This window comes from Actinomadura rifamycini DSM 43936, assembly GCF_000425065.1.
In the GTDB taxonomy this organism is placed as follows: domain Bacteria; phylum Actinomycetota; class Actinomycetes; order Streptosporangiales; family Streptosporangiaceae; genus Spirillospora; species Spirillospora rifamycini.
Window position 1 is genome coordinate 307944 of the sequence record NZ_AULB01000008.1, and the last position, 24817, is coordinate 332760.

A 24817-nucleotide genomic window follows, 5' to 3' on the forward strand; every position below is an offset into this window, starting at 1 on the left:
CCCGCGGGCGGCTCCAGGCGTGGCGTCCGCTATGTGACGGAGATGACGGGCGCGGCCGGATCGTCCGTTCGATCATGGGTAGTGTCCTGGCCATGAGCGCATCTCCGACACGGGTGTTCATCGCCCGGCTCGCCGGAATCGCGGTGTTCGATCCGGTGGGCGATCAGGTCGGCCGGGTCCGCGACGTCGTCGTCGCGCTGCGGCTCGCGCCGCGGCCGCCGCGGGTGCTCGGGCTCGTCGTGGAGGTGCAGCCGCGGCGGCCGGTGTTCCTGCCGATCACCCGCGTCACGGTGATCGAGTCGGACGCGATCATCTTCGACGGCCGGTTGAACATCCGCCGGTTCCGGCAGCGGGAGTCGGAGACGCTCGTCATCGCCGAGATGCTCGACCGGACGGTGCGGTTCTGCGACACCGCGGAACCGGTCTCGGTCGTGGACGTGGCGATGGAGCCGACCCGCACGCGCGACTGGCTGCTGTCGAAGGTGGCGGTGCGGCGGCACACGAAGCGGGGGCTGCGGCGCCGCGGCGAGAGCCTCGTCGTCGACTGGGACGCGGTCGAGGGCTTCTCGGCCGTCGAGCACGGGCAGGGCGCGGCCGGGCTGATCGCGGCGTTCGAGCGGATGAAGCCCGCCGACCTCGCCGGCGTCATCCACGACATGCCGGAGAAGCGCCGCGCGGAGGTCGCCGACGCGCTCGGCGACGAGCGGCTCGCCGACATCCTCGAGGAACTGCCGCAGGACGACCAGATCGAGATCCTCGGGACGCTGCAGGCCGAACGGGCCGCCGACGTCCTGGAGGCGATGGACCCCGACGACGCCGCCGACCTGCTCGGCGAGCTGCCGGACGAGCAGCGGGAGCGGCTGCTCGCGCTGATGGAGCCGCACGAGGCGGCGCCCGTCCGCCGGCTGCTGTCCTACGAGGACTACACCGCCGGCGGCCTGATGACGACCGACCCGGTGATCGTCGCGCCGGACGCGACGGTCGCCGAGGCCCTCGCGCTGATCCGCGCGCCCGAGCTGAACCCGGCGCTCGCCGCGCAGGTGTACGTGTGCCGGCCGCCCACCGCCACCCCGACCGGCCGGTACCTCGGCACCGTCCACTTCCAGCGGCTCCTGCGCGAACCGCCCCGCACGCTGGTCAGCGCGGTCGTCGATGCGGAACTCGACCCGCTGCGGCCGGGGATGACGCTGGAGGAGGTCGCGATGCTGCTGGCCGCCTACAACCTGGTCGCCGGCGCCGTGGTGGACGAGAACGGCCACCTGCTCGGCTCGGTGACCATCGACGACGTGCTCGACCATCTGCTGCCCGCGGACTGGCGGGAGGCCGTGATGGACGCGGGCGCGCAGGAGCCGGCCTCGGATCCCGAGGAAGAGGCCCTCCGGGGGAGGACATGACCACGCGCCTGGAGACGACCCGCCTGGACCAGCCGCGGCGCTACCGCCGCAGCCTCGTCCCGCGCCCGCACTACGACCCCGAGTCGTTCGGACGGCTGTCGGAGCGCATCGCGCGTTTCCTCGGCACCGCCCGGTTCCTCGTCTACATGACGGTGTTCATCATCGTGTGGATCGCCTGGAACTGGTTCGGGCCGCCCGAACTGCGCTGGGACCCGTACCCGTTCATCTTCCTGACGCTGATGCTGTCGCTCCAGGCGTCCTACGCGGCGCCGCTGATCCTGCTCGCGCAGAACCGGCAGGACGACCGCGACCGCGTCCAGTACGAGCAGGACCGCGCCCGCACCGAGCGGACGACCGCCGACACCGAGTACCTGACCCGGGAGATCGCGGGCCTGCGGGTGGCGCTGAACGAGGTCGTCACCCGCGACTTCCTGCGCTCGGAGCTCCAGCAGATCCTCAGAGAACTCGAACCCAAAGACCCCGCCCGCTGACCCCGCCCCGGGGAGGGGATCGGGCGCCCGGCCGCAGGCGCCCCAGGCGCAGGACGCCGGGCGCGGAACCGCTCGGAGCCCCAGGCCGCACGCGCCCGGCCGTAGGCGCCCCCGGCGCCGGAGGCCGGGCACGGAACCGCGCGAAGCCCCAGGCCGCACGCGCCCGGCCGTAGGCGCCCCCGGCGCCGGAGGCCGGGCGGCTATGACGTCCGACACCCGAGTGTTCAGTAAGGCGCCACAGTCCATACCATGGACGCATGGCCTCCGAGTTGACGACCGAGCAGGTGACCGCGGCGCTCGCCACGGTGAACGATCCTGAGATCCGTAAGCCCATCACCGAGCTCGACATGGTCAAGGGCGTCGAGATCGCGCCGGACGGCGCGGTGAAGGTCGGCGTGTACCTGACCGTGGCCGGGTGCCCGATGAAGGACACCCTGACCAACAGCGTCACCGAGGCCGTGTCCCGGCTCGACGGCGTCACGTCCGTCCAGGTCGAACTGGACGTCATGAGCGAGGAGCAGCGCAAGGCGCTCCAGACGAAGCTGCGCGGCGGGGAGCCCGCCAAGGAGATCCCGTTCGCCAAGCCGAACTCGCTGACCAAGGTGTACGCGGTCGCGAGCGGCAAGGGCGGCGTCGGCAAGTCGTCGGTGACGGTGAACCTGGCGGCGGCGCTCGCGGCGCAGGGCCGCAAGGTCGGCGTCGTCGACGCCGACATCTACGGCCACTCGATCCCGCGGATGCTGGGCGTGCAGAACCCGCCCACCAAGGTCGAGGACATGATCATGCCGCCGTCGTCGCACGACGTGAAGGTGATCTCGGTGGGGATGTTCACCGCCGGGAACCAGCCGGTCGTGTGGCGCGGGCCGATGCTGCACCGGGCGCTGCAGCAGTTCCTCGCGGACGTCTACTGGGGCGACCTCGACGTCCTGCTGATGGACCTGCCCCCGGGCACCGGCGACATCGCGATCTCGGTGGCGCAGCTGCTGCCGTCCGCGGAGATCCTCGTGGTGACGACGCCGCAGCAGGCGGCCGCCGAGGTCGCCGAGCGGGCGGGCGCGATCGCCGCGCAGACGCACCAGCAGGTCGTCGGCGTGATCGAGAACATGTCGTACCTGGCGTGCGCGCACTGCGGCGAGCGGCAGGACATCTTCGGGTCCGGCGGCGGCCAGACGGTCGCGGACGCGCTGACGCAGACGCTCGGCACCCGGGTGCCGCTGCTCGGCCAGGTGCAGATCGACCCGCGGCTGCGCGAGGGCGGCGACGAGGGCGTCCCGCTGGTGCTGTCCGACCCGGACGCCGGCGCCGCGAAGGAGCTGCGGACGATCGCCGACACGCTGGGCGGCCGCAGCCGCGGCCTCGCGGGGATGTCGCTCGGCATCTCCCCCAAGCGCCACTGACGCACGACGCGCGAAGGCCCCGTCCCTTCTCGGGACGGGGCCTTCGCGCGTCGGTGCGGCCGCGGGGGCGGCGTCAGGTGGCCTCGTTGTCGAACGGGGGGCGCTCGTCCCGGTCGAGTTCGCCCGCGGCCGTCGCGAAGGACGGCTCGTCGTCGAAGATCTTGCCGTTGGCGGCGGGCCGGTAGTCGTCGTCGTCCTCGAGCAGGTGCTTGCGGACGAACGTCTTGGGGTTCAGGTCGGCGATGTCGAAGTCCTTGAACTCCGGGCCGAGCCCTTCCTGCAGGTCGTTGCGCGCCGAGTTCGCCATCTGGCGCACCTGCCGCAGCATCCGCCCCGCCTGCCCGGCGACCTGGGGCAGCCTGTCTCCGAAGATGACCAAAGCGAGGACGACGAGCACCGCCATCTCACCGAGTCCGACGTCGAACAAACCGTCCTCCACACGCCATGCCCAGGGGGACCGCCCCGCGCGGGACGGTCCCCCCAGCGTATCCCCAGCCCGGATGAACCGGACCTGAACATCCCCCCGGACGCTACGACGAGGCGGCCAGCGTCACCGTGACGGTGCTCTCGCGGCCGTCCCGCTCGTACGTCACCTTGACCTGGTCGCCGGGGGCGCGGCTGCGGATCTGCGCGATCAGGTCGGTGGCGTCCTGGATCGGCCGCCCGTCGACCTTGGTGATGACGTCGCCGGGCTTGATGCCCGCCTTGTCGGCCGGGCCGTTCGGGGTGACCGGCTGCTGGCCCTGGACCGGCTCGGGCAGGATCCGCGCGCCGCCCTGCTGGTAGCGCGGGTCGGGCAGGACGCCGAGCAGCGCCTGGCGGACCCGGCCGTTCGCGATGATCTCCTCGGCGATCCGCTTGCCCTGGTTGATCGGGATCGCGAAGCCGAGGCCGATGTTGCCGCCCTGCTGCTCGCCGCCCATCGTCTGGCCGCCGACGGTCGCGATCGCGGTGTTGATGCCGATCACGCGGCCCTTCATGTCGACCAGCGGGCCGCCCGAGTTGCCGGGGTTGATGGCCGCGTCGGTCTGGATGGCGTTGAGGTAGGACGACTCGCCGCCGCCCTCGTCGCCGATCGGCACCGCGCGGTTGAGGGACGAGACGATGCCGGTGGTGACCGAGCCCTGCAGGCCGAGCGGCGAGCCGATCGCGATCACCGGGTCGCCGACGGCGAGGGCCGCGGAGTCGCCGAGCTGGAGCGCCTTGAGCTCGTGGTCGCCCTCCGGCTTGATCACCGCGATGTCGGTGCCGGGGTCGGTGCCCTTGATCGTGGCGGGCAGCGTCTTCTTGTCGTTGAACACGACCTCGATGCGCCCGCCGGAGCCGCCGCCCGACACGACGTGGTTGTTGGTGATGATGTAGCCGCCCTCGACGATGAAGCCGGTGCCGCCGACCTCGCCCTGCGCGGACTGCACGCGGATCATCACGACGCTGGGCAGGACGCGGCTCGCGACGCCCGCCACCGAGTCCGGCGGCCGGTTCGGCGCGGCGCCGCCGGAGGAGGAGCCGCTGCCGCCGCCGAGGCTGACCGCGCCGTCGTCCCCGTCGGTCGCGATGACGCCGACGCCGGCGCCGACCGCGCCCGCCACCAGCGCCACGATCAGCGCGATGACGGCGAGCAGCCCGAGGCCGGGGCCGGTGCGGGACGAGGGCGGCGGTGCGGGCACCGGCGCCCAGTTCGGCGGGCCGCCGAACCCGGCGGCCTGCGGGCCGCCGGGCGGCGGGCCCATCGGCGCGGGCGGCGGGCCGCCGGCCGGTCCGCCGGGGGGCGGGCCGGGCTGCCCGTGCTGCTGCGACGCCCAGCCGCCGGGCCCGTACATGCCGCCCGGCGAGGGCGGCGCCTGGTCGTAGGGGACGAACCCGGGGCGGGGGCGCCCGTCGGGGCCGTCCGGTGCGGGCGGCGGGTCGAGCGGCGCCGGCGGCGGCTGGTCGGGCGGCGCGTGCTTCTCGAGCGACGGCGGCGGGGGCACGTTCTGGGCGGAGCCCTCCTGGAGCGGGACCTCCTGCGGGCCGGGCACCCCAGCGTCCTGCGCCGGGATGTCCTCGGCGGTCTCGCCGAACGGGCCGTCCGGCGGCGCGAAGCCGCTCTGCGCGCCGCCCGCGACCAGGCGGTCGCCGTCGGAGGCCCCGGCCGGATCCGGCCGTTCCGCCGGGTCGGCGCCGAACGGCTCGGCGTCGTCGCCGGGCTCCTCCCCGCGCCGGCCGGCCGCGGCCGCGCCGGCCGCCGCGCCGGACGCGTCGTCGCCCGGGCCGGCGGGGAACTCCTGGTCGGTCACCGTCTCGGGAGGAGCCGCCGCCTCCTGCCGTCCCGGGTCTCCCGCGGGGACGGCGTCATCGTCCTCCGTGGAAGCCCGGAACGGCCCGCGGTTGTCTTCCGTCATCCCCATCTCTCCTACCGAGCATGGTCCTCGTCATCCGTGCTCATGCTGCCCCGTGAGGCATGTGGCGAGCGTAAACCGCGCGCCGCGCCGAGCGGCGCCGCCCGTCCGGTGCCCCCAAGGCTATCCATCGATCGCGCCGGCCCCGGACCGGCGGTCGCGCCGGGGCTCCCGGCGGGGGTCAGTCGAAGGGGTTGACGGCGCTCGCGAGCCGGCGGGCGCCGCGCCCGACCCGCGCCCACGCGGAGTCGGACCCGCCGGGGAGTTCGCGGGCGACGGTCTCGGCGGTGGCGGCCGGACCGTCGGTCAGCACGGTGTAGACGAACCCGTCGCCGGCGGAGACCGCCCAGCGGCGCAGCTGAGCGCGCTGGAAGACGGTGCGGCCGCGGCTGCGGCTCTTCCGCCAGCCGCGCATGCGGCTCTCGTCGAGGGCGCCGCGCTGCACGAACACCGACACGGCGGCGAGGCCGTCGGAGTAGCCGAGGTGGAGGGCGCCGCCGCTGCGGCGGACGTCGTGCAGGGTGAGGCCGCCGGGCAGCAGGGCGGGGATCGGCCAGCCCGCGGCGCGCAGGTCGTCGAGGGCGTCGTCGGCGACGGGATCCCCGGCGCCGGCGCCGTCGCCGTCGTCGTCGGTGGCCGCGGGTTCCCGCGTGGCCTCGCCGATGCTGCTGCCGCGGCGGCTGAGCGGGCGCGCCGCGGTGTCCGTCCCGCCGGAGGTCCCGGTGCCGGCGTCGCCGGACGGCGCGGCGCCGGCGGACGGGTCGCGGACGGTGAAGCTGATCTCGGTGAAGCCGGTGGAGACGACGGCCCGCCCGGACGCGTCGACGAGTTCGCGGTGCAGCATCAGGCCGGTCTCGGCGTCGAGCCAGAAGCGTCCGGCGACGGTGCCGTCGGCGCGGCGGGCCTCGACGACGCGGGCGGCGCGGCCGCACCGGGCGCCGTCCCCGGCCCGCACGACCGTGTAGTTGCGGGTGAGGAGTTCGAGGGTCTCGGAGGTGAACCCGGTGGTCTCGCCCGCGGTCGACTCGGGGCGGTAGCCGGACGTGCCGGACGCCGACGTGTAGCGGATGCCCTCGCCGGGCCGGTGCACGACCGTCACGCGGGACGTCGCCGCGCGGTCGCGGGACCGGGTCGTCAGGATCCGCAGGCCCTCGTAGGGGACGCGGCGGGCGGCGTCGGCGGCGGCGCGCAGCAGGCCGACGGCGGCCGGGTCGCTGCGGACGCGGCGGGCCGACACCGGGTCGCCGGTGAGGGCGACGACCAGCGCGAGCGCCCCCGCGATCCCGCCCGTGACGACGGCGCGGCGCCGCCGGCGCGCCGCGCTGGACGCGGCGGTCACGGCCCCGCGGGGACCGGGACGGACGCGACCGGGGACGCGATCGGCCCGGCGCCCGGAGCGGGGCCGCCGGAGGCGTCCGCGCCCGGTGCCGCGCCGGCCGACGGCGTCGGGCCGGTCCGGCCGAGCGGCCGCGGGTCGGTGCCGGTGGTGACCGGCGCGTCTCCGGAGGTCATCGCGTGCTCGATCGCGAACCGGTCGAACTCGGGGGTGACCGCGGGCCCGGACCGGCCGCCGCCCGCCGCGTACGAGGCGGTGCCGAGGCCGAGGACGAGGGTCGCCGCGCCCATCGCCAGCAAGCGGCGGCGGGGGTGGGCGAGGGCGGCGCCGTGCCCGGCGGGACGCGTGTCGCGCGGGGCCGCGAACGCCGCCGCGCGGACCGGACGGGACGGACGGGACGGGCGGCCGGATGATCGGCGCGGACGCGCGGAGCGTCCCCGCGCCGCGGCGGGCTCGCCGTGCGGGCCGGGCTCGCCGGGCCGTCCGGGGAACGCGAACCGGTCCGGAGCCCCGGACGGGCGGGACGGATCGGGCGGATCGAGCGGGCTGGGCGAGGTCACGGAAGGGTCGTCCGGCTCGCCGGGAGCGGGCGCGCCCAGGGCGCGGAGCCGGGTGAGGAAGTCGTCGCTCGGAAGGTCGTCGGCGCCGGGCTCGGGCGCTCCCCCGAGCCCGCGCAGGCGCCCCTTGAGGCTGCGCAGGGTGGCGGCCTCCGCCCGGCAGCGGGCGCACACCGCGAGATGGGCGTGGGCCCGCTCGCGCTCGTCGTGGCCCAGCTCACCGTCGACCAGGGCGGTCAGACGTTCCCCCAGACAACTCACGCGGCTCCCTCGTCGTTCTTTCAGGTCGTGCGCGGCGCGCCTCCGCGCGCCGGTTCGTTTACGCGTCCTCCGGCCGGTACTCCGCCGCGGTGGCGCCCCCGTGCGCCCCCGTGTCCGGCGCGGCCGCGGCGGCGCCCGCCGCGGACGCCCCCGCGTGCGCGACGGCGCCGCCCGCCGGGGCGGACGCCTCGGCGCCCGTCCCGGCGCCGGCCCCGATGTCGACCGCGGCGGCCACCGGGAACCGCTCGTTCCTGGTGCCGGGCCTGCGGCGGGTCGGCGCCCGGTGGTCGAGCGCCTCGCGGAGCTGCGCGCGGCCCCGGTGGATCCGGCTGCGGACGGTGCCGAGCTTCACCCCGAGGGTGGCGGAGATCTCCTCGTAGGACAGGCCCTCGATGTCGCAGAGCACGACGGCGGCGCGGTACTCGGGCGCGAGGGCGTCGAGGGCGGCCTGGACGTCGGCGTCGAAGTTGGTGTCGTCGTACACCTGCGCCGGGGTCGGCTCGCGGCCCTGGATGCGCTCGGCGGCGTCGTCGGCGAGGCCCTCGAACCGGATCCGCTGCTTGCGCCGCGCCTGGTCGAGGAACAGGTTCGTGGTGATGCGGTGCAGCCAGCCCTCGAACGTGCCGGGCGTGTAGTTCGCCAGGGACCGGAACACGCGGACGAAGACCTCCTGCGTGAGGTCTTCGGCGTCGTGCTGGTTGCCGGTCAGCCGGTAGGCGAGCCGGTACACGCGGCCGGAGTGCTCGCGGACGACCTCGTCCCAGGACGGCGGCGCCCACTCGGCCTCGGGGGCGTTCTCTCGGGTGCGGGCGGCGCTGTTGAGCCCCTGCCTGGCGCCGACGCCCACAGCGCTTCGGAAACTGAGTGCTGCGACTCCCATGGTGCCGGGCTGTTCCTCTCTGATGTCACCCAAGACGTCGTCTTGGAACGGCACGCTCTCGCCGGGGCTGGGGCGGCTGTGCGCCGGTTCGACGGCTGTTCTCCCGTCCATCAGGGTGGACGCTTTCGCTGGTTACAACGCGCTGAAACGCCAGTTGGTTCCCTGTCAGCGATATGGTCTTTCCAGCATGAGCCAGGCGGGGGTCCCGCGAGGAGGCAGCCATCGACGCCATTCAGGCCACCCTGGCCTACGTGGAGGATTTCCACCCCGAGGACGAGCCGCTCCGGGACGCCCGGCGGCGCGGGGAGGAGGTCGGCGCGCAGCCGATCGGTGCCGCCGGCGGTGCGGCGCTGCGCTTCCTGGCGACCCTGATCGGCGCCCGGAACGTCGTCGAGGTCGGTTCCGGCTGCGGCGTGTCCGGCGTCTACCTGATGCGCGGGATGCCGCCGGACGCGGTGCTGACGAGCGTGGACATCGAGCCCGAGAACCAGCGGCTGGCGAAGCAGGCGTACCGGGAGGCGGGGCTCGGCGCGTTCCGCACCCGCATGATCAGCGGCCCGGCGCTGGAGGTGCTGCCGCGGCTCACCGACGGCGGCTACGACATGGTGTTCTGCGACGCGGTGAAGCAGGAGTACCCCGACTACCTGACGGCGGCGCTGCGGCTGCTGCGGCCGGGCGGCGTCGTCGCGTTCGACAACGCGCTGTGGCACCACCGGGTGGCCGACGCGCAGGTCCGCGACCCCGTCACGGAGGCGATCCGGGACGTGCACCGGTCGATCGCCGACGACGAGCGGCTCGTGCCGCTGCTGCTGCCGGTGGGCGACGGCCTGCTCTGCGCCGTCAAGCGCGGCTGACCGCCGTGGACGGCACGGACGCCGGGCCCGGCCCCCGGAGCGAGACCGCACCCCCTGCCGAGACCGCCGCGGACGTGTTCGCCGTCCGCGACCGGATCGGGTGGCGGGGCGTGTGGCGGGCGCTGGCGCTGCTGATCCTGTTCCTCGCGTCGGTGGGCTTCGCCTCCGGCGGGGTGGTGCGCGGCCTCGGCCTCGGGAGCGCGGTGTTCGTCGTGCTCGGCGCCGCCGGGGTCGTCCTGTTCGGGTGGGGGCTGCTGGTGGCGGTCGGGGAGCTGGCCGCGCGGCGCCCCGTCCTGGAGTTCGACGCGGAGGGCGTGCGGCGCCCGGCGCGCTGGCCGCTGCCGAAGCGGGCCGCGCGGACCCTGCCGTGGGACGACGTCGCGGCGATGGCGGCGATCCGGCGCGGGGTGACGGGGGCGCGCGGCGGCGTCCGCGACCACTTGGTGTTCCTGCCGACGCCGGAGCTGGCGGAGCTCGCGCGGACGGCCGAGCGCCCGGCGCTCGTGGCGCTGACGCTGCGGGACGTCCCGGAGACGGCCGCCGCGGAACCGTGGGCGTTCCCGGTGGAGCCGGGCTGGGACGCGTCCCTGCCCGAGGTCGTCAAGCAGGCGCGGCGCCGCCGGAAGGTCCCGGTGATCGACCGCCGCGCGAAGTGACGCGGCGGCCGACCGGCCCGGGGGGCGTCAGGACAGCCACTCCAGCAGCAGCCGGGTGCCGTACCCGGTGGCGCCGCGGGTGATCTCGGCGTCGTCGGACGCCGCGCGGCCGGGGCCCGCGATGTCGAGGTGGGCCCACGGGCGGTCGCCCGCGAACTCCCGCAGGAACAGCGCCGCGGTGATCGCGCCGCCGCCGTAGCCGCCGCGCCCGAGGTTGGCGACGTCGGCGACGTCGGAGTCGATCGCGGCGCGGTACTCGTCGACGAGCGGGAGCCGCCACAGCGGTTCGCCGGCGGCGTCCCCGGCGGCGGTGAGGGCCGCGGCGAGCGCGTCGTCCGACGCGAACAGGGCCCCGTGCCGGAGCCCGAGCGCGACCTTCGCGGCGCCGGTGAGGGTCGCGACGTCGACGACGGCGTCGGCGTCCAGTTCGGCGGCGGCGTAGGCGAGCGCGTCGGCGAGGACGAGCCGGCCCTCGGCGTCGGTGTTGAGGACCTCGGACGTCCGGCCGCCGAAGTGGGTGATCACGTCGCCGGGGCGCATGGCCGACCCCGACGGCATGTTCTCGGCGGCGGCGACGAGGCCGGTGACGCGGGCGCGGACGCCGAGGGCGCGCAGCGCGCTCATGGCGGCGATGACGGTGCCGCCGCCCGCCATGTCGGTCTTCATCGTCTTCATGCCCTCGTTGGGCTTGAGCTGCAGGCCGCCGGTGTCGAACGTGATGCCCTTGCCGACGAGGACGACGTGCCGCTCGGGCGTCCCGTCCGGGACGTAGGTCAGCTCGATCAGCCGGGGCGGCCGGACCGACCCGGCGCCGACCGCGAGGAGGCCGCCGAACCCGCCGTCGGCGAGCTCCTTCTCGTCCCGGACCCGGACGCCGAGCCCGGCGTCCGCCGCGACGCGCTCGGCCCGCGCGGCGAGCCAGGAGGGGTCCTTCTCGGCGGACGGGGTGTTGGCGAGGTCGCGGGCGAGCGCGGTGGCGCGGGCCCGCGCGGTGCCGCGCTCCAGGGCGGCCGCCCCGGCCTCGGGACCGGCCTCGGTCAGCACCACCAGCTCCCCGAGGGGCGCGGGACCGGACGGGGCGCCGGCCGCGAACCGGTAGGCGGCGAGCAGCGCGCCCTCCGCGAACGCCGCGAGGTCGCCGTCCGGGACGCCCGCGACCAGCGCGGACCGTCCCCGGCCGCGGCGGGCCAGCGCGGCGCCGGCGCGGCGCAGGTCGGCCGGGCGCGCCTCGCCCACCCCGTACAGCAGCAGCTCGCACACGCGGCCGTCCAGGGGCACGTGGGCGGTCACGATCTCGCCCGGCTCGCCCTTGGCGCGGTGCAGGGCCAGCAGCTCGTCGAGGCCGAACGGGAGGAGTCCGGCGATCTCCGCGGCGGGCGCGACCGGGCCGTCCGGGCCGGAGCGGACGGGGACCGCCGCGGCCTCCGCCCCGAGTTCGGCGGCCGTCCCGGAGACGGTGCCGCCCGCTCCGCGGACACGGGTTTCGATGGGCATGACGGCGGTTCCCCCTGTGGTGACGCGACCCTGCGGTGGCGCGGATCTGTGCGGTGCGACGTGCGAGACGGCGGGCTGCCGCTGCGCGGAAACGGCGAAGGCCCCGGCGGCGTCGCCGGGACCGTCGCCGGCGAGCCGGGTGCGGCGGGGGCGTCAGCCCACGACGTCTTTCAGGGCCTCGCCGAGGTCCTTGGCCTCGTCAGCGGAGAGCTCGACAACAAGGCGGCCGCCGCCTTCGAGCGGGACCCGCATGACGATTCCGCGCCCCTCCTTGGTCACTTCGAGCGGACCGTCACCCGTCCGCGGCTTCATAGCCGCCATGCGTGTATCCCCTTCCTGCGTAGGGCCGCGACCTCGCTCAGCCCGGGCTCAGCGGTGGCCGCACGGCCGCCAGTCGCAACAAGCGTCATCAGTAGTGGTCCATTATCTCGTCTTCTGGGCGCGAAGTGGTAACGATCAGCCAGCGGATCGCGCCCGCCGCAGGTCCGGGGCCTTTTTCGGGGAAGGACCCGAAGGTTGCGGGAACGCCGCCGGGACGGCCTCGCGGGCGGGATCGGCCCTTGCCCACGACGTCCGGTTCGTCGATGGTTGCCGGAGAAGATCTACGAAAGAGCTGGAGGGCGCCGAATGTCCGACACCGTGCTGTACGACGTGACCGATGCCGTCGCGACGATCACGCTGAACCGCCCCGACGGGATGAACTCGCTGACGTCGGAGATGAAGGACGCCCTGCGCGGGGCCGTCGAGCGCGCGGCGTCCGACGGCACGGCCCGCGCGGTGATCCTGACCGGCGCCGGGCGGGCGTTCTGCGCGGGGCAGGACCTGCGCGAGCACGCCGACAACCTCGCCGCCGGGCGGGACCTGAACGACACGGTCCGCAAGCAGTACAACCCGATCGTGCTCGGCATCGCGACCATGGGCAAGCCGGTCGTGGCTGCGGTGAACGGCGTCGCGGCGGGCGCGGGCGCCTCCCTGGCGCTGGCGTGCGACCTGGTCGTCGCGTCCGACAAGGCCCGGTTCGCGACCGCGTTCACCGGGATCGGCCTCGGCCCCGACAGCGGCATGTCGTGGACGCTGCCGCGGCTCGTCGGCCGCGCCAAGGCCGCCGAGCTGCTGCTGCTCGGCGAGCCCCTGAAGGCCCCCGAGGCCCTCGAACTGGGCCTGGTCAACCGGGTGGTCCCGGCGGACGGGCTCGCACCCGCGGCCGTCGAGCTGGCCCGCCGCCTCGCCGCCGGCCCGACCGCCGCGTACGCCGCGGTCAAGGCGGCGCTCGACCACGCGGCGACGCACGACCTGGCGTCCGCCCTCGCGAAGGAGGCCGACCTGCAGGACGAGGCCGTCCGGACGTCCGACCACCGCAACGCCACCGAGGCGTTCCTGAGGAAGGAGCAGCCGACGTTCGAGGGCCGGTAGCCCTGGTAGCCCCGGCCGCCCGGGTCAGCCGCCGTCGCGCAGGTACGCGAGGACGGCGCGGACGCGGCGGTGGTCGTCGGACGTCTGGTGCAGGTCGAGCTTCCCGAAGATCGACCCGACGTGCTTGACCACCGCCGCCTCGCCGACCACCAGGGCGCGGGCGATCGCGCCGTTGGAGCGTCCCTCCGCCATCAGCGCCAGCACCTCCCGCTCGCGCGCGGTGAGGCGCTCCAGCGGCGAGCGGTCCCGCCGCCGCGCGAGCAGCCGCCGCACCACCTCCGGGTCGATCACGGTGCCGCCCGCGGCGACCCGGTCGAGGGCGCCGACGAACTCGGCGACCTCCCCGACCCGGTCCTTCAGCAGGTAGCCGACCGCCCCGCCCGTCTGCAGGAGGTCGGCGGCGTAGGACTGCTCGACGTACTGCGACAGGACCAGGACCGGCAGGTCGGGGGTCGCGGCGCGCAGCGCCAGCGCCGCGCGCAGCCCCTCGTCGCGGAAGCCGGGCGGCATCCGGACGTCCGTCACCACGACGTCCGGGGCGTGCTCGGCGACCGCGGCGGCCAGCGCGGGCGCGTCGCCGACGGCGGCGGCGACCTCGTGCCCGAACCGGCCGAGGATCTGGCCGAGGCCCTCGCGCAGCAGCACCGAGTCCTCGGCGATCACGACTCGCATGGGAACTCCACCCGAAGGATCGTAGGCCCGCCCGGCGGGCTCGACAGCCGCACCGTCCCGTCGTACACGGCGACGCGGTCGGCGAGCCCCTGCAGGCCGCTGCCCCCGCCGTCCGCGCGGGCCGCCGCGCCGCCCGTCCCGTCGTCGCGCACCTCGACGCGCAGCGCCTTCCCGGTCCGCCGCACGGTCACCCGGGCGCGGCTCGCCCCGCTGTGCTTGGCGACGTTCGCGAGCGCCTCGGCGACGACGAAGTACGCGGACGACTCGATCGCCTCCGGCGGCCGTCCGGGCAGCTCGACGTCCACCTCGACCGGGACGGCCGACCGTTCGGCGAGCGACTCCACCGCGGCCCGCAGGCCCCGGTCGGTCAGCACGGACGGGTGGATGCCGCGCACGAGGTCGCGCAGCTCCGCGAGCGCCGCCCGCGCCTCGTCCTGCGCCTTCGCCGCCCACTCCCCGCCGCCGTCGAGCTTCGCCAGGCCCAGCGTCATGATCAGGCCGGTGAGGCGCTGCTGGGCGCCGTCGTGCAGGTCCCGCTCGATGCGCCGCCGCTCGGCCTCGAACGCGTCCGCCATCCGGGCCCGGGACGCCCGGACGGCCACGAGCTCCTCCTCGACCGGGCGGACGAGCAGCGCCCGGTCGAGCGCGGCCCGCGCGGCCGCCGCGACCGTCATCGCGTAGAAGCCGAGGAGGACCATCAGGCCCCCGAACACGGCCACCGGCCACGCCTCGGCGCGGGTGTCGACCGTCCCGGCCGGGCCGTACATGAGGTGGTCGCCGTGCCCGACGAGCATCGGCGCGCCCGCCTGCACGACGCCGCCCACGAACAGCACGACGGGCCCCGTCACGGCCGCGACCGACAGCAGGCCGGCCAGCACCGCGTGCCCCAGCTCCCGCCACGTCGCCGCCTCCCGCAGCCGGAACCGCGCCCAGGGGCCGAGCCCCGCCTCGCCCGGGTCGCGGTGCGGGGACGGCGCCGGGCGCGCGTCCAGCAGCCGCAGCCGCCGCCGGTCCACCGCGCCGAGCCCGATCGCCGACAGCGGCACGCACAGCAGCAGGACGATCCCGATCCCGACGGGGGCCAGGAGCACCCCGACCACCACCAGCACGTTCGCCAGCAGCATCCACAGGATCCCGGTCACCAGGCCGCTCAGCAGGTAGGCGAGCGACCGCCACGGCCACAACGACAGCAGGAAGCGCAGCGGGTTCCCCGCCATGGCCCGCCACGGACTTCGCATGCTCAGACCGTAAGCCGTCGGAGCGCCTGGTACGCACGGTCCCAGCTCCACTCGTCCCGCACCCGCGCCCGCCCCTTCTCCCCCATCGCCCCCGGACGGACGAGCAGGTCGACGAGCCGCTCGGCGATCTCGTCGACCGACGCGGGATCCACCACGTAGCCCGTCTCGCCGTGCCGGACGGTCTCCGGCGCGCCGCCCGAGTCGCCCGCGAGCACCGGCAGGCCGGCCGCGGCCGCCTCCAGGAACACGATGCCGAGGCCCTCGGTCTCCAGCCCGAGCCGCCGCGACCGGCACGGCATCGCGAACGCGTCGGCCGCGGCGTAGAACGGCGGCAGCTCCGCGTGCGGGACCGGCCCGGCGAACACCACGCCGTCCCCCGCCGCGCGCCGCAGCCGGGCCTCGCGGGGCCCGTCCCCGACGACCAGCAGCGTCGCGCCCGGCACCGCCCGCCGCACCCGCGGCATCGCCCGGATCAGCCGGTCCTGCCCCTTGCGGGCGACGAGCCGGGACACGCTGAGCACGACCGGGCGGCCGCCGAGCCCGAACCGGCGGCGCACGGCCGCCCCGTCCGCGTCCGGGCGGAACACGTCGGCGTCGACGCCGGGCGCGAGCCGTTCGAGCCGCGCGTCCGGGCCGAGCGCGGGGGCGATCCGGCGGCGCGTGTACTCGGTGAGGTAGGTGACGACGTCGGCGCGCTCGCCGATCCTGCGCAGGGCACCGCGCGCGCCCGGCACCGCGGCCCACCACACCTCGTGCCCGTGCGTCGTCGCGACCGACGGCACGCCCAGCCGTCCGGCGAGCAGCCCGAGCGGCGCCGCCGCCCCGAACCACACCCGGTCGCACCCGTGGACGCCGATCAGCCGGCGGGCCGTCCGGGCCGTGCGGGCCGTGGGCAGCAGCGTCCGCGCCCGGTCCCGCACCACCGGGAACGGGAGCCGGCGGTCGAACTCCGCGGCGCCCGGCTCGGCCGACGTGTACACGACGACCTCGTCCGGCGGGAACCGGCGCGCCACCTCGAACACGAACGTCTCGATGCCGCCGCGCCGGGGCGGGAAGTCGTTGGTGATGATCAGGCGGCGAGCCACAGCTCGTCCTCCTTCCGCACGCGGGGCCGCGCGGCGATCCGCGCCCACAGCACGAGCACCACCGGGTACACGAGGTAGCCCCACCGGGACGCGGGCATCAGCGCCGCCGCCAGCGCGAGCCCGGCCGCCGCCCGCAGCGCCGCCGCCCGCACGTCCGCCGGGGGCCGCACCGCCAGCGACACCGCCATGGCCGCCGCCGCGAGGACGAGCGCCGCGACCGCCGCCGCGTGCCCGTACGTCCCGAGGTCGGCGAGGAGCCGTCCGGGCAGCGGGCTCCCGGCGGGCGACCCCGCCTCCGCCAGCCCCAACGGGAACCGCACCGCGTTCTCGACGAACCCCCGCGGGTCGGCGAGCGCCGGACCGGCGACGCCGGCCGCGAGGACCGCCCCGGCCGCCGCGGCGAACCGGCGTCCGCCCGCCCGGCGGTGGACGAGCAGGACCAGGCACACGGCGAGCACCGGCCACGCGGTCGGCTTCATCGCCCCCGCGAGCCCCAGCACGGCCCCGGCGGCCGCCGGGTTCCCCCGCGCCGCCAGCGCGAGCCCGAGGCACGCCAGGCCGAGCACCGGCAGGTCGTCCCCGCCGACCGCGAGGGGCAGCGCCGCCGGCGGGGACGCCGCGAGCACCGCGAGCGGCCCGAGGGCCGCCCGTCCGCGCAGGAGCAGCGCGCTCGCGGCGAGCAGCGCGACGAACGCGGCGGCGAACACCGCGCGGGCGTCCAGCCCGGTCAGCGCGGACGGCAGCCCGAGCACCGCCATCGCGGGCAGGTACGGGTTGTACGCCTCGTAGCCCTCGCCGGGCGCGGGGATCCGGTAGGGCGTGCCGTGGTCGAGGAGGTGCGCGGCCGACCGCTCGACGACGCCGACCTCCGGCTGCGCCTGCCCCGTCCCCGCCAGCACCACCAGCGGCACGACCACCGCCGCCGCGAACACGCCCCCCGCGACGCCCGCCGTGCGGGTGCGGAGGCGCGGGGTGGCGGAGAGCAGGGCCGCGAGGGCGTAGGCCGGGGCGGCGAGGACGCCCCAGACGCGGTGCGGGGCGAGGTCGGTGACGGCCGCCGTCGCGGCGGCGAACGCCGCGCAGAGGCCGTAGAGGGCGGGGGTCCCGAGGTGCGCTTTCACGCGTTCCAGGCAATCGCGGCGCGGCCCGCGGATCATTGGCGCCAGCCGACGGAACGGAGGTAGGGCCAGGTCTACCTCGGGGCTCCACCTGGGCGGAGCGGGGGGTAACCCCACCACGGGTCCGGGAGTGCGCGCCAGTGCGCCGGAGGGCGCGCGGCGCTTGACTCGGGGCATGACGCAGACATCCGACGCGCCGCCCACCACGGACGCGGCCGTGGCGAACGACCTTGTCAAGCGGTACGGGACGGGCGACGGCGCGGTGACGGCGCTGCGCGGGGTCTCGGCGGCGTTCCCGCGCGGCCGGTTCACCGCGATCATGGGGCCGTCCGGGTCGGGGAAGTCGACGTTCCTGCACTGCCTCGCGGGGCTCGACACCGCGACGTCGGGGTCGGTGCGGATCGGCGGCGTGGAGATCACGGAGCTGTCGCGGACGAAGCTGACGAAGCTGCGGCGGGACCGGCTCGGGTTCGTGTTCCAGTCGTTCAACCTGCTGCCGATGCTGACGGCGGAGGAGAACATCCGGCTCACCGGGCGGCTCGGCGGCCGGCGGGCCGACCCCGCGTGGTTCGACACCATCGTGGACGCGCTGGGCCTGCGGGGGCGCCTGGGGCACCGGCCGAGCGAGATGTCGGGCGGGCAGCAGCAGCGGGTCGCGGTGGCGCGGGCGCTGCTGACCCGTCCGGACGTCCTGTTCGCGGACGAGCCGACGGGCAACCTCGACTCCCGTTCGGGCGGCGAGGTGCTCGGGTTCCTGCGGGCCGCGGTCGACGACTACGGGCAGACGGTGATCATGGTGACGCACGATCCGGCGGCGGCCGCGCACGCGGACCGGGTGCTGTTCCTCGCGGACGGCCGGATCGTGCGGGAGCTGGCGGACCCGACGATCGACGGCGTGCACGCGGTGATGCGCCGGATGGAGGGCTGACCGCCATGTGGCTCATCGCGCGGCGCTCGTTCGCCGAAGGGTGGGGGCGGCTGGTCGCGACGCTGCTCGCGGGCGTGTTCGCGATCGGGCTGATCGCCGGGTCGCTGCAGTTCGGGCTGCGCGCGCAGGCGGCGGTGTCGGGCGGCGACGCCAGCGAGTTCGCCCGGACGGACGTGCTGGTGCAGGCGGGCGGGAACGACCCGGGCGACCTGTACGGGACGCCGGACGGGCGGATCCCGCTCGGCGCGGTCGCGGGCCGTCCGGGGGTCGCGGCGGCGGCCGGGGACGCGCGGGTGCCGGTCACCGTGAGCGGGCGGGACGGGAAGCCGGTGCTCCCGCCGGCCGGCGCGGGCACGACGCTGCGCCCGTGGGTCGCGGAGCCGTCGCTGAACGCGTACCGGCTGGAGGCGGGGCGGGCACCCGCGCGGGACGGGGAGGTCGCGGTCACCCGGCACGTCGCGCTGGCCGGGAAGGTCGGCACCGGCGACGCGCTCCCGGTGCTGCTGCCGGACCGGGTCGCCGAGATGACGGTCGTCGGGATCGTCACCGTGCAGGGCCGCGACGCGGTCGCGGCCGGCGACCTGGTGCTGGCGCCGCCGGAGACGGTGCGGCGCGCGGCCGGGCTGGAGCCGGGCGTGTGGCAGACCGTCTGGGTGGACGCCGCGCCGGGGGTCCCGGCCGGCGAGCTGCGGGGGCGGCTGGCCCGCGACCTGAAGGGCGACGCGACCGTCCGGACGGCGCAGGACGTGCGGGACGCGCATTCGGCGGCCCTGCGGTCGACCGGGGCGTCGGTGGGCGGCGCGATCGGGATGCTCGCGTCGGTGGCGGTGTTCGTGGGCCTGTTCGTGGTGGCGAACACGTTCGGCGCGCTCGTCCGGCAGCGGACGCCGCGGCTGGCGCTGCTCGGCGCGATCGGCGCCACCCCGCGGCAGCTGAAGCGGCTCATCCGGCTGGAGGCGCTCGCGGTCGGCGCCGTCGCGTCGCTGGGCGGGCTGCTCGTCGGCTACCCGGTGTCGGCGCTGCTGACCCGGCTGTTCGCCGCGGACGGCTTCGACATCGCCGCCGCGGACGCCCAGTTCGGCTGGGTCGCGCTGGCGGTGCCCGTCGCGGCCGGGCTGCTGGTCACCCAGCTCGCGGCGGGGCGGGCGGCGCGGCGGGCCGCCGCGGTGTCGCCGATGCGGGCGCTGCGGGCGGCGAGCACCGGGGCCGAGGGCCGCCGGTGGCCGCGGCTCGCGGGCGCCCTCGCCGTGTTCGCCTGCGCGTGGATGTTCTTCGGTCCCGCGATCGCCGTGCAGTACGAGGAGCCGCCCGGCATGGAGCGGACGATGGGCACCGCGGTCCTCGTGCTGTTCGGCTGCATGACGACCGTGGCGGCGCTCGCCGTCCTCGCGCCGTTCTTCGTCGGCCCGCTCGGCGGGCTCGTCGGGCGGGCGGGGACGGTCGTGAGCGGGGAGGCGGGGCGGCTCGCGCGCGCCACGATCACCCGCAGCCCGCGCCGGGTGTCGTCCGCGGCGTCGTCGCTCATGCTCGGCGTCGCGCTGGTCGGCGCCACCGCGCTGCTCGCGCTGTCGGTGCACGACCGGTTCGGGGAGGCCGGCCGGGAGGTGCTGCGGGCCGACCACGCGATCGCGGCGACCGGCGCGGCGACCGGCGGCGGGGGCGCGCTGCCCCGCGACGTCGCCGGACGCGTCGCGGACGTCCCGGGCGTGACGTCCGCGACGGCCCTGACGATGGCCGACGCGGCGATCGTCGGCGCGTCGGACAGCGCCATGCCGTACCTCATGGTGACGGGCGCGGACCAGCGGGACCTGCGCGCGACGCTCGACCTCGGCGGGAGCCTGCGGCCGCTCGGTCCCGGCGAGATCGGGCTGTCCTCGGCGGTCATGGAGGCGCACGGCCTGGCCGCGGGCGACCGGCTGGTGCTGCGGGGCGACCGGGGGCGGGTGGCGCTGACGGTCGCGGGCGCCTACCACGACCCGTCGCACCTGTTCGCCGACCAGGCCCTCGTGGCGCCCGCGACCATGGAGCGGCTCGCCCCCGGCGCGGCGGCGCGGGCGGTGCTGGTGCGCGGCGGCGACCGGGCGGCGCTGGCCCGCGCCGTCGCGGACGTCCCGGGCGCGGAGGTCCTCGACCGGGACGCCTACCTCGACGCGACCGTCGACGGGATGACCAACGGGCTGACGGTCATGTACGGGTTCATCGGCATGGCGCTCGTCCTCGCGCTGTTCGGGACGGCCACGACCGTGTCGATGAGCGTCGGCGAGCGCACCCGCGAGTTCGGGCTGCTCGGCGCCGTCGGCGCGACGGAGCCGCAGATCCGCACGATCGTCCGGTGGGAGGCCGCCACGGTCGTCCTGCTCGGGAGCCTGCTGGGGCTCGGGGCCGCGCTCGGCACGACGGTCGCGCTGCACGCGGTGACGGGCAGCTCGTTCCTGCGCCCGATGGCGCCCTGGTGGCTGCTCGCCCTGATCGTCGCGGGCGCCGCCGCGGTGACGGCGGCGACGTCCGCGCTGCCGGCGCGGCGGGCGTCCGGCGTCCCCGTCCTGACCGCGGCCAAGGCCGAGTGACCCGGCGGGCGGCGGCCCGGCGGGCGGCTCAGTGGTGGGCGCCGCGGCGGTGGCAGCCGATCAGGTGGTCGTCGACCAGGCCGCACGCCTGCATGAGGGCGTAGGCGGTGGTGGGCCCGACGAACCGGAACCCGTGCCGCTTCAGCTCCTTCGCGAGCGCCTTCGAGCCGTCGGTGAAGGCGGGCACGTCGGCGGTGTCGGCGCGCGCGGGGGCGCCGGGGTCGGCGTGGCGCCACGCGGTCGCGGCGAGCCCGCCGGGCAGGTCGAGCGCGGCGCGGGCGTTGCCGATCGCCGCCTCGATCTTCGCCCGGTTCCGGACGATCGACGCGTCCGCGAGCAGCCGCTCCACGTCGTCCGTCCCGAACGCGGCGACCTTCTCGGGGTCGAAGCCGCAGAACGCGGCCCGGAACGCCTCGCGCTTGCGCAGGATCGTCAGCCACGACAGCCCCGACTGGAACGCCTCCAGGCACAGCCGCTCGTAGAGGCCCTGGTCGTCGCGGACGGGACGGCCCCACTCCTCGTCGTGGTACGCGAGGTAGTCGGGCGGGCCGGCGCCCCACGGGCAGCGGGCCAGTCCGTCGGCACCGGTGATCACGGTCGTCACGGCCGCTCGTCCTCCTCCTCGGCGTCGCCCGCCGTCCGGTCGTCGCGCGGCTCGCCGGCGTCCGGGGACACGTCGCCGGACGGGGACACGTCGCCGGACGGGGGGACGTCTCCGGACGGGAGGGCGTTCGGGCCGGTGCTCTCGCGCAGCCCGTACAGGGCGCCGACCGACTCGCCGCCGCCGAGCCGCAGCTCGGCGTTCTCCCGCCGCAGCGCGTCGATCTCGGCGTCGCGGTCGGCCAGCGCGCGGGCGAGGCGCCGCACGGCCTCGTCGGTCAGGTCGGGCTGGTAGCCCCACAGGGTGCGCGGCAGCCGCAGGTACGCCACGTCGGCCTGGGTGACGGGCCACCCCTCCGCGCCGAGCGTGAGCCGCGGATGGTCGGGGTGCGCCGCCGCGAGCTCCCCGCCCCGGCCCATGGCGAGCAGGACGACGGCGCCCAGCACGGCGACGGCCGCCAGCCCGAGGACGACGAACACGATCATGCTCCGATCAGTCTACGCGGCGGGGCCGCCGGAACCGTCCGGCCGCCGGGGGCGCGCGGTCGTCCCCCGAGGAGATCGTGCCACGCTTGGGGGCATGGGGAAGCATGAGCCGGTGACGCTGCTGGAACCGGACGAGCGGGTGCCGGACGGGATCGTGGACGCGGGCACCGCGCCCCCGGCGGGCCGGGTCGCGGACCTGGCCGCCGCCGGGGAGAGGGTGCTGGTCGCGCTGGAGACGGACGCGCGGGAGCCCGATCCCGGGCTGCTGGCCGCGGCGTCCGTCTACGCGTGGGCGGGGGCGCGGGCGCTGCGCGTCCCCGCGTCGCAGGCCGCCGCCGTGCGCGACGTCCTGGACATGGTGGCCTCCATCCGGGGGGAGCGGCCCCCGGCGGAGACCCGGCGCGGGCTGGCCTGAGTCAGCCGCGGATCTTGTTCCACGGGCCGGTGATGGCGAACGTCACGCCGGGGCCGCTCTGCCGGTTGGCGTACAGGGTGCGGCCGTCGGGCGAGAACGTCACGCCGCAGAACTCGCTGTCGTTGGCGGCGTTGCGGGCGAACGCGAAGGGCTTGTTGTCCTTCGTGGTGCCGACGAGGTGCTGCGTGCCGTCGCCGTCCTCGGCGATGATCACGCCGCCGCCGTAGGGCGAGACGGTGATGTTGTCGGGACCGTCGAACCGCGAGTCGTTGCGGAAGATGAGCTGGAGCTCGAACTCGTTGGTCTTCGGGTCGTAGGTCCAGACCTGGCCCTTGTGGTCGCGGGCGGCGCCGTCGGCCTTGTTGGCGAAGCTGGCCACGAACCACGCCTTGCCGTGCCCCCACCAGCAGCCCTCGAGCTTCTGCGTGCGGGTGATCTCGTCGCCGAACTGCTCGCGGATCGAGGTCTGCTTGGCGTACTTGTCCGGGACGGCCTTCCACCGGGCGTGCAGCTTCGTGCCGGGCTCGTCGATGAGCGCCAGGTCCGGGACGTCCCGGATGTAGCCGACCTCGAGGCGGCCGCCCTGCATGTACGCGTGGTAGTCGCCGCGGTGGGCGCGGGGGCGGAACCGGTAGAACATGCCGAACGGGCCGGACGCGTCCTCGGTGAGGTACGCGGTGAGGGTGTGCGGGTCGACGCAGACGGCCTCGTGCGCGAAGCGGCCCATCTCCTTCAGCGGCTCCGGCCTGGTGCGGCGGCCGTACGGGTCGACCTCGAACACCCAGCCGTGGCTCTTGCTCTCGCCGCCGAAGCCCTCGGTCTCCTCGCAGGTCAGCCAGGTGCCCCACGGGGTGACGCCGCCCGCGCAGTTCGTGGACGTCCCGGCGAGGCTGACGTACTGCGACCGCAGCTCGTCGCCGTTCTTCAGCAGCATCGTGGTGGTGCCGCCGAACGCCTCCGGGTCGTACACCAGCTCGTCCGGGGCGACCGCCTTGACGCCGCTCGCGGTCTGCTCGTGGTTGCGGACCACCAGCAGCTCGTTGCTCTTGCCGGTCGGGAACGTTCCCATGGCGTCGTGCCGGCCGGGGACCCGGACGCCGTCCGAGATGACGTCGCCCTCGACCGACAGCTCCTTGTACGAGAAGCCCCGGGGGAGGTCGAGGACGCCCTTGGGGTCGGGCACGAGCGGGCCGTAGCCGTAGGCTTCGCCGGCGCCGGTGTCGGCGACCGCGGAGGTCTGGAAGATGGCGTCGAGGCTGCCGGCCATCGCAAGGGACATCGCGCCGACGGCGCCGCCCTTCATCACTCCACGACGGGTGACGGACATGAACGCTCCTAAGTGAGGGATCGCGTGAGGGGATCACGCGGGAGCTTTCTCCGCCATGCTTAATCGGAAGTGAACGAACGGGCGCGGATCGGGAAACCCCCAGGACACAGTTGATCCTTTGACGACGTCAGGGCCTCCCGGACGCCGGCAGCTCACCGAGCGTCACCTTCGCCTCCCGCTCCGTCCCGTCCGGTTTGCGGATCTTCACGGTGACGTTCTGCCCCGGTCTCAGGTTCGCGAGCACCGTCGTCAGCGCCGTCTGGTCCGGCGTCGGCGTCCCGTTCACGGCGAGGATCAGGTCCCCCGCCGCGATCCCCGACCCGGCGGCGCCGCCGCCCTCCAGCACCTCGACGACCGCGACCGCCGACTCCCGCCCGCTCTCCGGGTCGACGATCGTCCGGACGACGACGCCGAGCGCCGCCCGTCCCGAGTCCGTCACCTCGCCGCTCCGGATGAGCTGCGGGACGATCCGCCGCACGGTGCCGCTCGGCGTCGCGAACCCGATCCCGTTCGCGGCGCCGCCGATGGACGGGTCGGACGCCGCGGCGGTCGGCACGCCGATCACCTCGCCGGTCAGCGTGACGAGCGCCCCGCCGCTGTTGCCGGGGTTGATCGGCGCGCTCGTCTGGATCGCGTCGGCGATGGTCGAGCCCTCGAAGTCGCCCTCGCCCTGCGTCGACACCGTCCGGTGCAGCGCCGACACGATCCCGCTCGTCACGCTCCCGGCGAGCCCGAGGGGATTGCCCATGGCGAGGACGATCTGCCCCACCCGCGCCTTGCTCGAGTCGGCCCACGTCGCGGGCTTGAGGGACGCGCCGTCCACCTTGACGACGGCGAGGTCGTCCGGCGGGAACGCCCCCACGAGCCGCGCGTCCAGCCGCGCGCCGCCGGACGCGGCCGTCACCCGGATGCGCCGCGCGCCCGCGACGACGTGCGCGTTCGTGACGATGTGCCCCCGGCCGTCGAACACGACCCCGGAGCCCTCGCCCCGATCGGTCTCGATCTTCACGACCGAGGGCAGGACGGCGTCGACGATCCGCTGGTACTGCTGCTCCAGGTTCACCGCCGCGCCCGTCGCCGGGACGGGCGTGCCCGCCGCGCCGGGCGCCGGACTCCCGCCGTCCCCGCCGCCCCCGCCGCCGTCCCCGCCTCCGGAGCACCCCGCGAGCAGCAGCCCGCCCGCGACCGCCACCGCACACGCCTTCACCCTGGTCACGCCGTTCACGGGCCCACCTCCGCAGAGGCTCCTTCCCCGCCGGCGGAGATCACG

The 24817-nt window shown here is 76.2% G+C and carries 23 protein-coding genes and 1 pseudogene; 9 read left to right on the forward strand and 15 right to left on the reverse strand.

Annotation, left to right across the window (positions count from 1 at the left end; all coding sequences use genetic code 11):
• Positions 1–92: 92 nt before the first annotated feature.
• The 3 genes from H505_RS0106325 to H505_RS0106335 all read left to right on the forward strand — a co-directional run bounded on the left by H505_RS0106325 (position 93) and on the right by H505_RS0106335 (position 3282).
• Entirely contained in the window at positions 93–1394 is a 1302-nt protein-coding gene (locus H505_RS0106325) for a magnesium transporter MgtE N-terminal domain-containing protein (protein ID WP_026401314.1), read from the forward strand.
• Complete coding sequence (locus tag H505_RS0106330) at positions 1391–1885, forward strand: DUF1003 domain-containing protein (RefSeq protein WP_034516857.1); 495 nt, start codon at positions 1391–1393, stop codon at positions 1883–1885. Before H505_RS0106325 ends, H505_RS0106330 begins: the two co-directional genes overlap by 4 nt.
• Positions 1886–2142: 257 nt before the next feature.
• The gene (locus H505_RS0106335) at positions 2143–3282 is read left to right on the forward strand and encodes an Mrp/NBP35 family ATP-binding protein (RefSeq protein WP_026401316.1); all 1140 of its coding nucleotides are present in this window, start codon (positions 2143–2145) and stop codon (positions 3280–3282) included.
• A 73-nt stretch (positions 3283–3355) separates the two neighbouring features.
• Here H505_RS0106335 and H505_RS0106340 read toward each other — a convergent pair whose 3' ends face one another.
• From H505_RS0106340 to sigE, 5 genes and pseudogenes are all read right to left on the reverse strand, one after another.
• Positions 3356–3709 carry a sec-independent translocase gene (locus H505_RS0106340; RefSeq protein WP_026401317.1) on the reverse strand — a complete coding sequence of 118 codons (354 nt, stop codon included), beginning with the start codon at positions 3707–3709 and terminating at the stop codon, positions 3356–3358.
• A 103-nt stretch (positions 3710–3812) separates the two neighbouring features.
• Positions 3813–5663, reverse strand: coding sequence for a trypsin-like peptidase domain-containing protein (locus tag H505_RS0106345; protein ID WP_026401318.1), 1851 nt, complete (start codon positions 5661–5663; stop codon positions 3813–3815).
• Positions 5664–5841: 178 nt separating this feature from the next.
• Positions 5842–6999 carry a sigma-E factor regulatory protein RseB domain-containing protein gene (locus H505_RS50920; protein WP_051300335.1) on the reverse strand — a complete coding sequence of 386 codons (1158 nt, stop codon included), beginning with the start codon at positions 6997–6999 and terminating at the stop codon, positions 5842–5844.
• The gene (locus tag H505_RS40100; protein ID WP_051300338.1) at positions 6996–7814 is read right to left on the reverse strand and encodes an anti-sigma factor family protein; all 819 of its coding nucleotides are present in this window, start codon (positions 7812–7814) and stop codon (positions 6996–6998) included. Before H505_RS40100 ends, H505_RS50920 begins: the two co-directional genes overlap by 4 nt.
• 268 nt (positions 7815–8082) lie before the next feature.
• Positions 8083–8694, reverse strand: a pseudogene (gene sigE, locus H505_RS40105) (RNA polymerase sigma factor SigE); the annotation flags it as partial.
• A gap of 251 nt (positions 8695–8945) precedes the next feature.
• On the opposite strand from sigE, the gene H505_RS0106365 reads away from it, so the two are divergent.
• Together H505_RS0106365 and H505_RS0106370 are read left to right on the forward strand one after the other, a co-directional pair.
• Positions 8946–9548, forward strand: a complete 603-nt coding sequence (locus H505_RS0106365; protein ID WP_051300340.1) for an O-methyltransferase — start codon at positions 8946–8948, stop codon at positions 9546–9548.
• 5 nt (positions 9549–9553) lie between these two features.
• Positions 9554–10204, forward strand: coding sequence for a hypothetical protein (locus tag H505_RS0106370; RefSeq protein ID WP_233617754.1), 651 nt, complete (start codon positions 9554–9556; stop codon positions 10202–10204).
• Positions 10205–10231: 27 nt separating this feature from the next.
• On the opposite strand, the gene H505_RS0106375 is transcribed toward H505_RS0106370, so the two are convergent.
• Positions 10232–11698, reverse strand: a complete 1467-nt coding sequence (locus tag H505_RS0106375; RefSeq protein WP_026401321.1) for a leucyl aminopeptidase — start codon at positions 11696–11698, stop codon at positions 10232–10234.
• Positions 11699–11851: 153 nt separating this feature from the next.
• The gene (locus H505_RS48770) at positions 11852–12019 is read right to left on the reverse strand and encodes a DUF3117 domain-containing protein (protein WP_075898952.1); all 168 of its coding nucleotides are present in this window, start codon (positions 12017–12019) and stop codon (positions 11852–11854) included.
• A 306-nt stretch (positions 12020–12325) separates the two neighbouring features.
• Here H505_RS48770 and H505_RS0106385 point away from each other — a divergent pair, with 306 nt between their 5' ends.
• A complete protein-coding gene (locus H505_RS0106385) occupies positions 12326–13111 on the forward strand; it encodes an enoyl-CoA hydratase-related protein (RefSeq protein WP_026401322.1) in 786 nt (261 codons plus the stop codon).
• Between the two features lie 24 nt (positions 13112–13135).
• Here H505_RS0106385 and H505_RS0106390 read toward each other — a convergent pair whose 3' ends face one another.
• From H505_RS0106390 to H505_RS40110, 4 genes are read right to left on the reverse strand one after another with little or no spacing between them, the layout of a single operon-like run.
• Positions 13136–13783, reverse strand: a complete 648-nt coding sequence (locus H505_RS0106390) for a response regulator (protein ID WP_199747957.1) — start codon at positions 13781–13783, stop codon at positions 13136–13138.
• Entirely contained in the window at positions 13771–15021 is a 1251-nt protein-coding gene (locus H505_RS0106395; protein ID WP_211238404.1) for a sensor histidine kinase, read from the reverse strand. The genes H505_RS0106390 and H505_RS0106395 overlap by 13 nt, the downstream gene beginning before the upstream one ends.
• Before the next feature lie 2 nt (positions 15022–15023).
• Positions 15024–16106 carry a glycosyltransferase family 4 protein gene (locus H505_RS0106400; RefSeq protein WP_026401325.1) on the reverse strand — a complete coding sequence of 361 codons (1083 nt, stop codon included), beginning with the start codon at positions 16104–16106 and terminating at the stop codon, positions 15024–15026.
• Positions 16091–17227, reverse strand: a complete 1137-nt coding sequence (locus tag H505_RS40110; protein WP_064743501.1) for a glycosyltransferase 87 family protein — start codon at positions 17225–17227, stop codon at positions 16091–16093. The genes H505_RS0106400 and H505_RS40110 overlap by 16 nt, the downstream gene beginning before the upstream one ends.
• 172 nt (positions 17228–17399) lie before the next feature.
• Here H505_RS40110 and H505_RS0106410 point away from each other — a divergent pair, with 172 nt between their 5' ends.
• On the forward strand, positions 17400–18152 hold the full coding sequence (locus tag H505_RS0106410) for an ABC transporter ATP-binding protein (RefSeq protein WP_026401326.1): 753 nt from the start codon (positions 17400–17402) through the stop codon (positions 18150–18152).
• A 5-nt stretch (positions 18153–18157) separates the two neighbouring features.
• Positions 18158–20719, forward strand: coding sequence for an FtsX-like permease family protein (locus H505_RS0106415; RefSeq protein ID WP_034516858.1), 2562 nt, complete (start codon positions 18158–18160; stop codon positions 20717–20719).
• A gap of 28 nt (positions 20720–20747) precedes the next feature.
• Here the strand turns inward: H505_RS0106415 and H505_RS0106420 are convergent, their stop codons facing one another.
• Together H505_RS0106420 and H505_RS47330 are read right to left on the reverse strand one after the other, a co-directional pair.
• Entirely contained in the window at positions 20748–21323 is a 576-nt protein-coding gene (locus H505_RS0106420; protein ID WP_026401328.1) for a DNA-3-methyladenine glycosylase I, read from the reverse strand.
• Positions 21320–21805: a hypothetical protein gene (locus H505_RS47330; protein ID WP_051300342.1), complete on the reverse strand. Its 486-nt coding sequence runs from the start codon at positions 21803–21805 to the stop codon at positions 21320–21322. Before H505_RS47330 ends, H505_RS0106420 begins: the two co-directional genes overlap by 4 nt.
• A gap of 94 nt (positions 21806–21899) precedes the next feature.
• On the opposite strand from H505_RS47330, the gene H505_RS0106430 reads away from it, so the two are divergent.
• A complete protein-coding gene (locus H505_RS0106430; protein ID WP_026401329.1) occupies positions 21900–22220 on the forward strand; it encodes a hypothetical protein in 321 nt (106 codons plus the stop codon).
• A gap of 1 nt (position 22221) precedes the next feature.
• On the opposite strand, the gene H505_RS0106435 is transcribed toward H505_RS0106430, so the two are convergent.
• On the reverse strand, positions 22222–23547 hold the full coding sequence (locus tag H505_RS0106435) for an alkaline phosphatase PhoX (protein ID WP_026401330.1): 1326 nt from the start codon (positions 23545–23547) through the stop codon (positions 22222–22224).
• 127 nt (positions 23548–23674) lie between these two features.
• Entirely contained in the window at positions 23675–24772 is a 1098-nt protein-coding gene (locus H505_RS0106440; RefSeq protein WP_026401331.1) for a S1C family serine protease, read from the reverse strand.
• Positions 24773–24817: the final 45 nt, after the last annotated feature.

Coding starts and splice junctions, on each gene's coding strand:
- H505_RS0106325 (WP_026401314.1), top strand. CDS start 93: ATGAGCGCATCTCCGACACGGGTGTTCATCGCCCGGCTCGCCGGAATC.
- H505_RS0106330 (WP_034516857.1), top strand. CDS start 1,391: ATGACCACGCGCCTGGAGACGACCCGCCTGGACCAGCCGCGGCGCTAC.
- H505_RS0106335 (WP_026401316.1), top strand. CDS start 2,143: ATGGCCTCCGAGTTGACGACCGAGCAGGTGACCGCGGCGCTCGCCACG.
- H505_RS0106345 (WP_026401318.1), bottom strand. CDS start 5,663: ATGACGGAAGACAACCGCGGGCCGTTCCGGGCTTCCACGGAGGACGAT.
- H505_RS0106375 (WP_026401321.1), bottom strand. CDS start 11,698: ATGCCCATCGAAACCCGTGTCCGCGGAGCGGGCGGCACCGTCTCCGGG.
- H505_RS48770 (WP_075898952.1), bottom strand. CDS start 12,019: ATGGCGGCTATGAAGCCGCGGACGGGTGACGGTCCGCTCGAAGTGACC.
- H505_RS0106385 (WP_026401322.1), top strand. CDS start 12,326: ATGTCCGACACCGTGCTGTACGACGTGACCGATGCCGTCGCGACGATC.
- H505_RS0106390 (WP_199747957.1), bottom strand. CDS start 13,783: ATGCGAGTCGTGATCGCCGAGGACTCGGTGCTGCTGCGCGAGGGCCTC.
- H505_RS0106395 (WP_211238404.1), bottom strand. CDS start 15,021: ATGCGAAGTCCGTGGCGGGCCATGGCGGGGAACCCGCTGCGCTTCCTG.
- H505_RS0106410 (WP_026401326.1), top strand. CDS start 17,400: ATGACGCAGACATCCGACGCGCCGCCCACCACGGACGCGGCCGTGGCG.
- H505_RS0106415 (WP_034516858.1), top strand. CDS start 18,158: ATGTGGCTCATCGCGCGGCGCTCGTTCGCCGAAGGGTGGGGGCGGCTG.
- H505_RS47330 (WP_051300342.1), bottom strand. CDS start 21,805: ATGATCGTGTTCGTCGTCCTCGGGCTGGCGGCCGTCGCCGTGCTGGGC.
- H505_RS0106430 (WP_026401329.1), top strand. CDS start 21,900: ATGGGGAAGCATGAGCCGGTGACGCTGCTGGAACCGGACGAGCGGGTG.
- H505_RS0106435 (WP_026401330.1), bottom strand. CDS start 23,547: ATGTCCGTCACCCGTCGTGGAGTGATGAAGGGCGGCGCCGTCGGCGCG.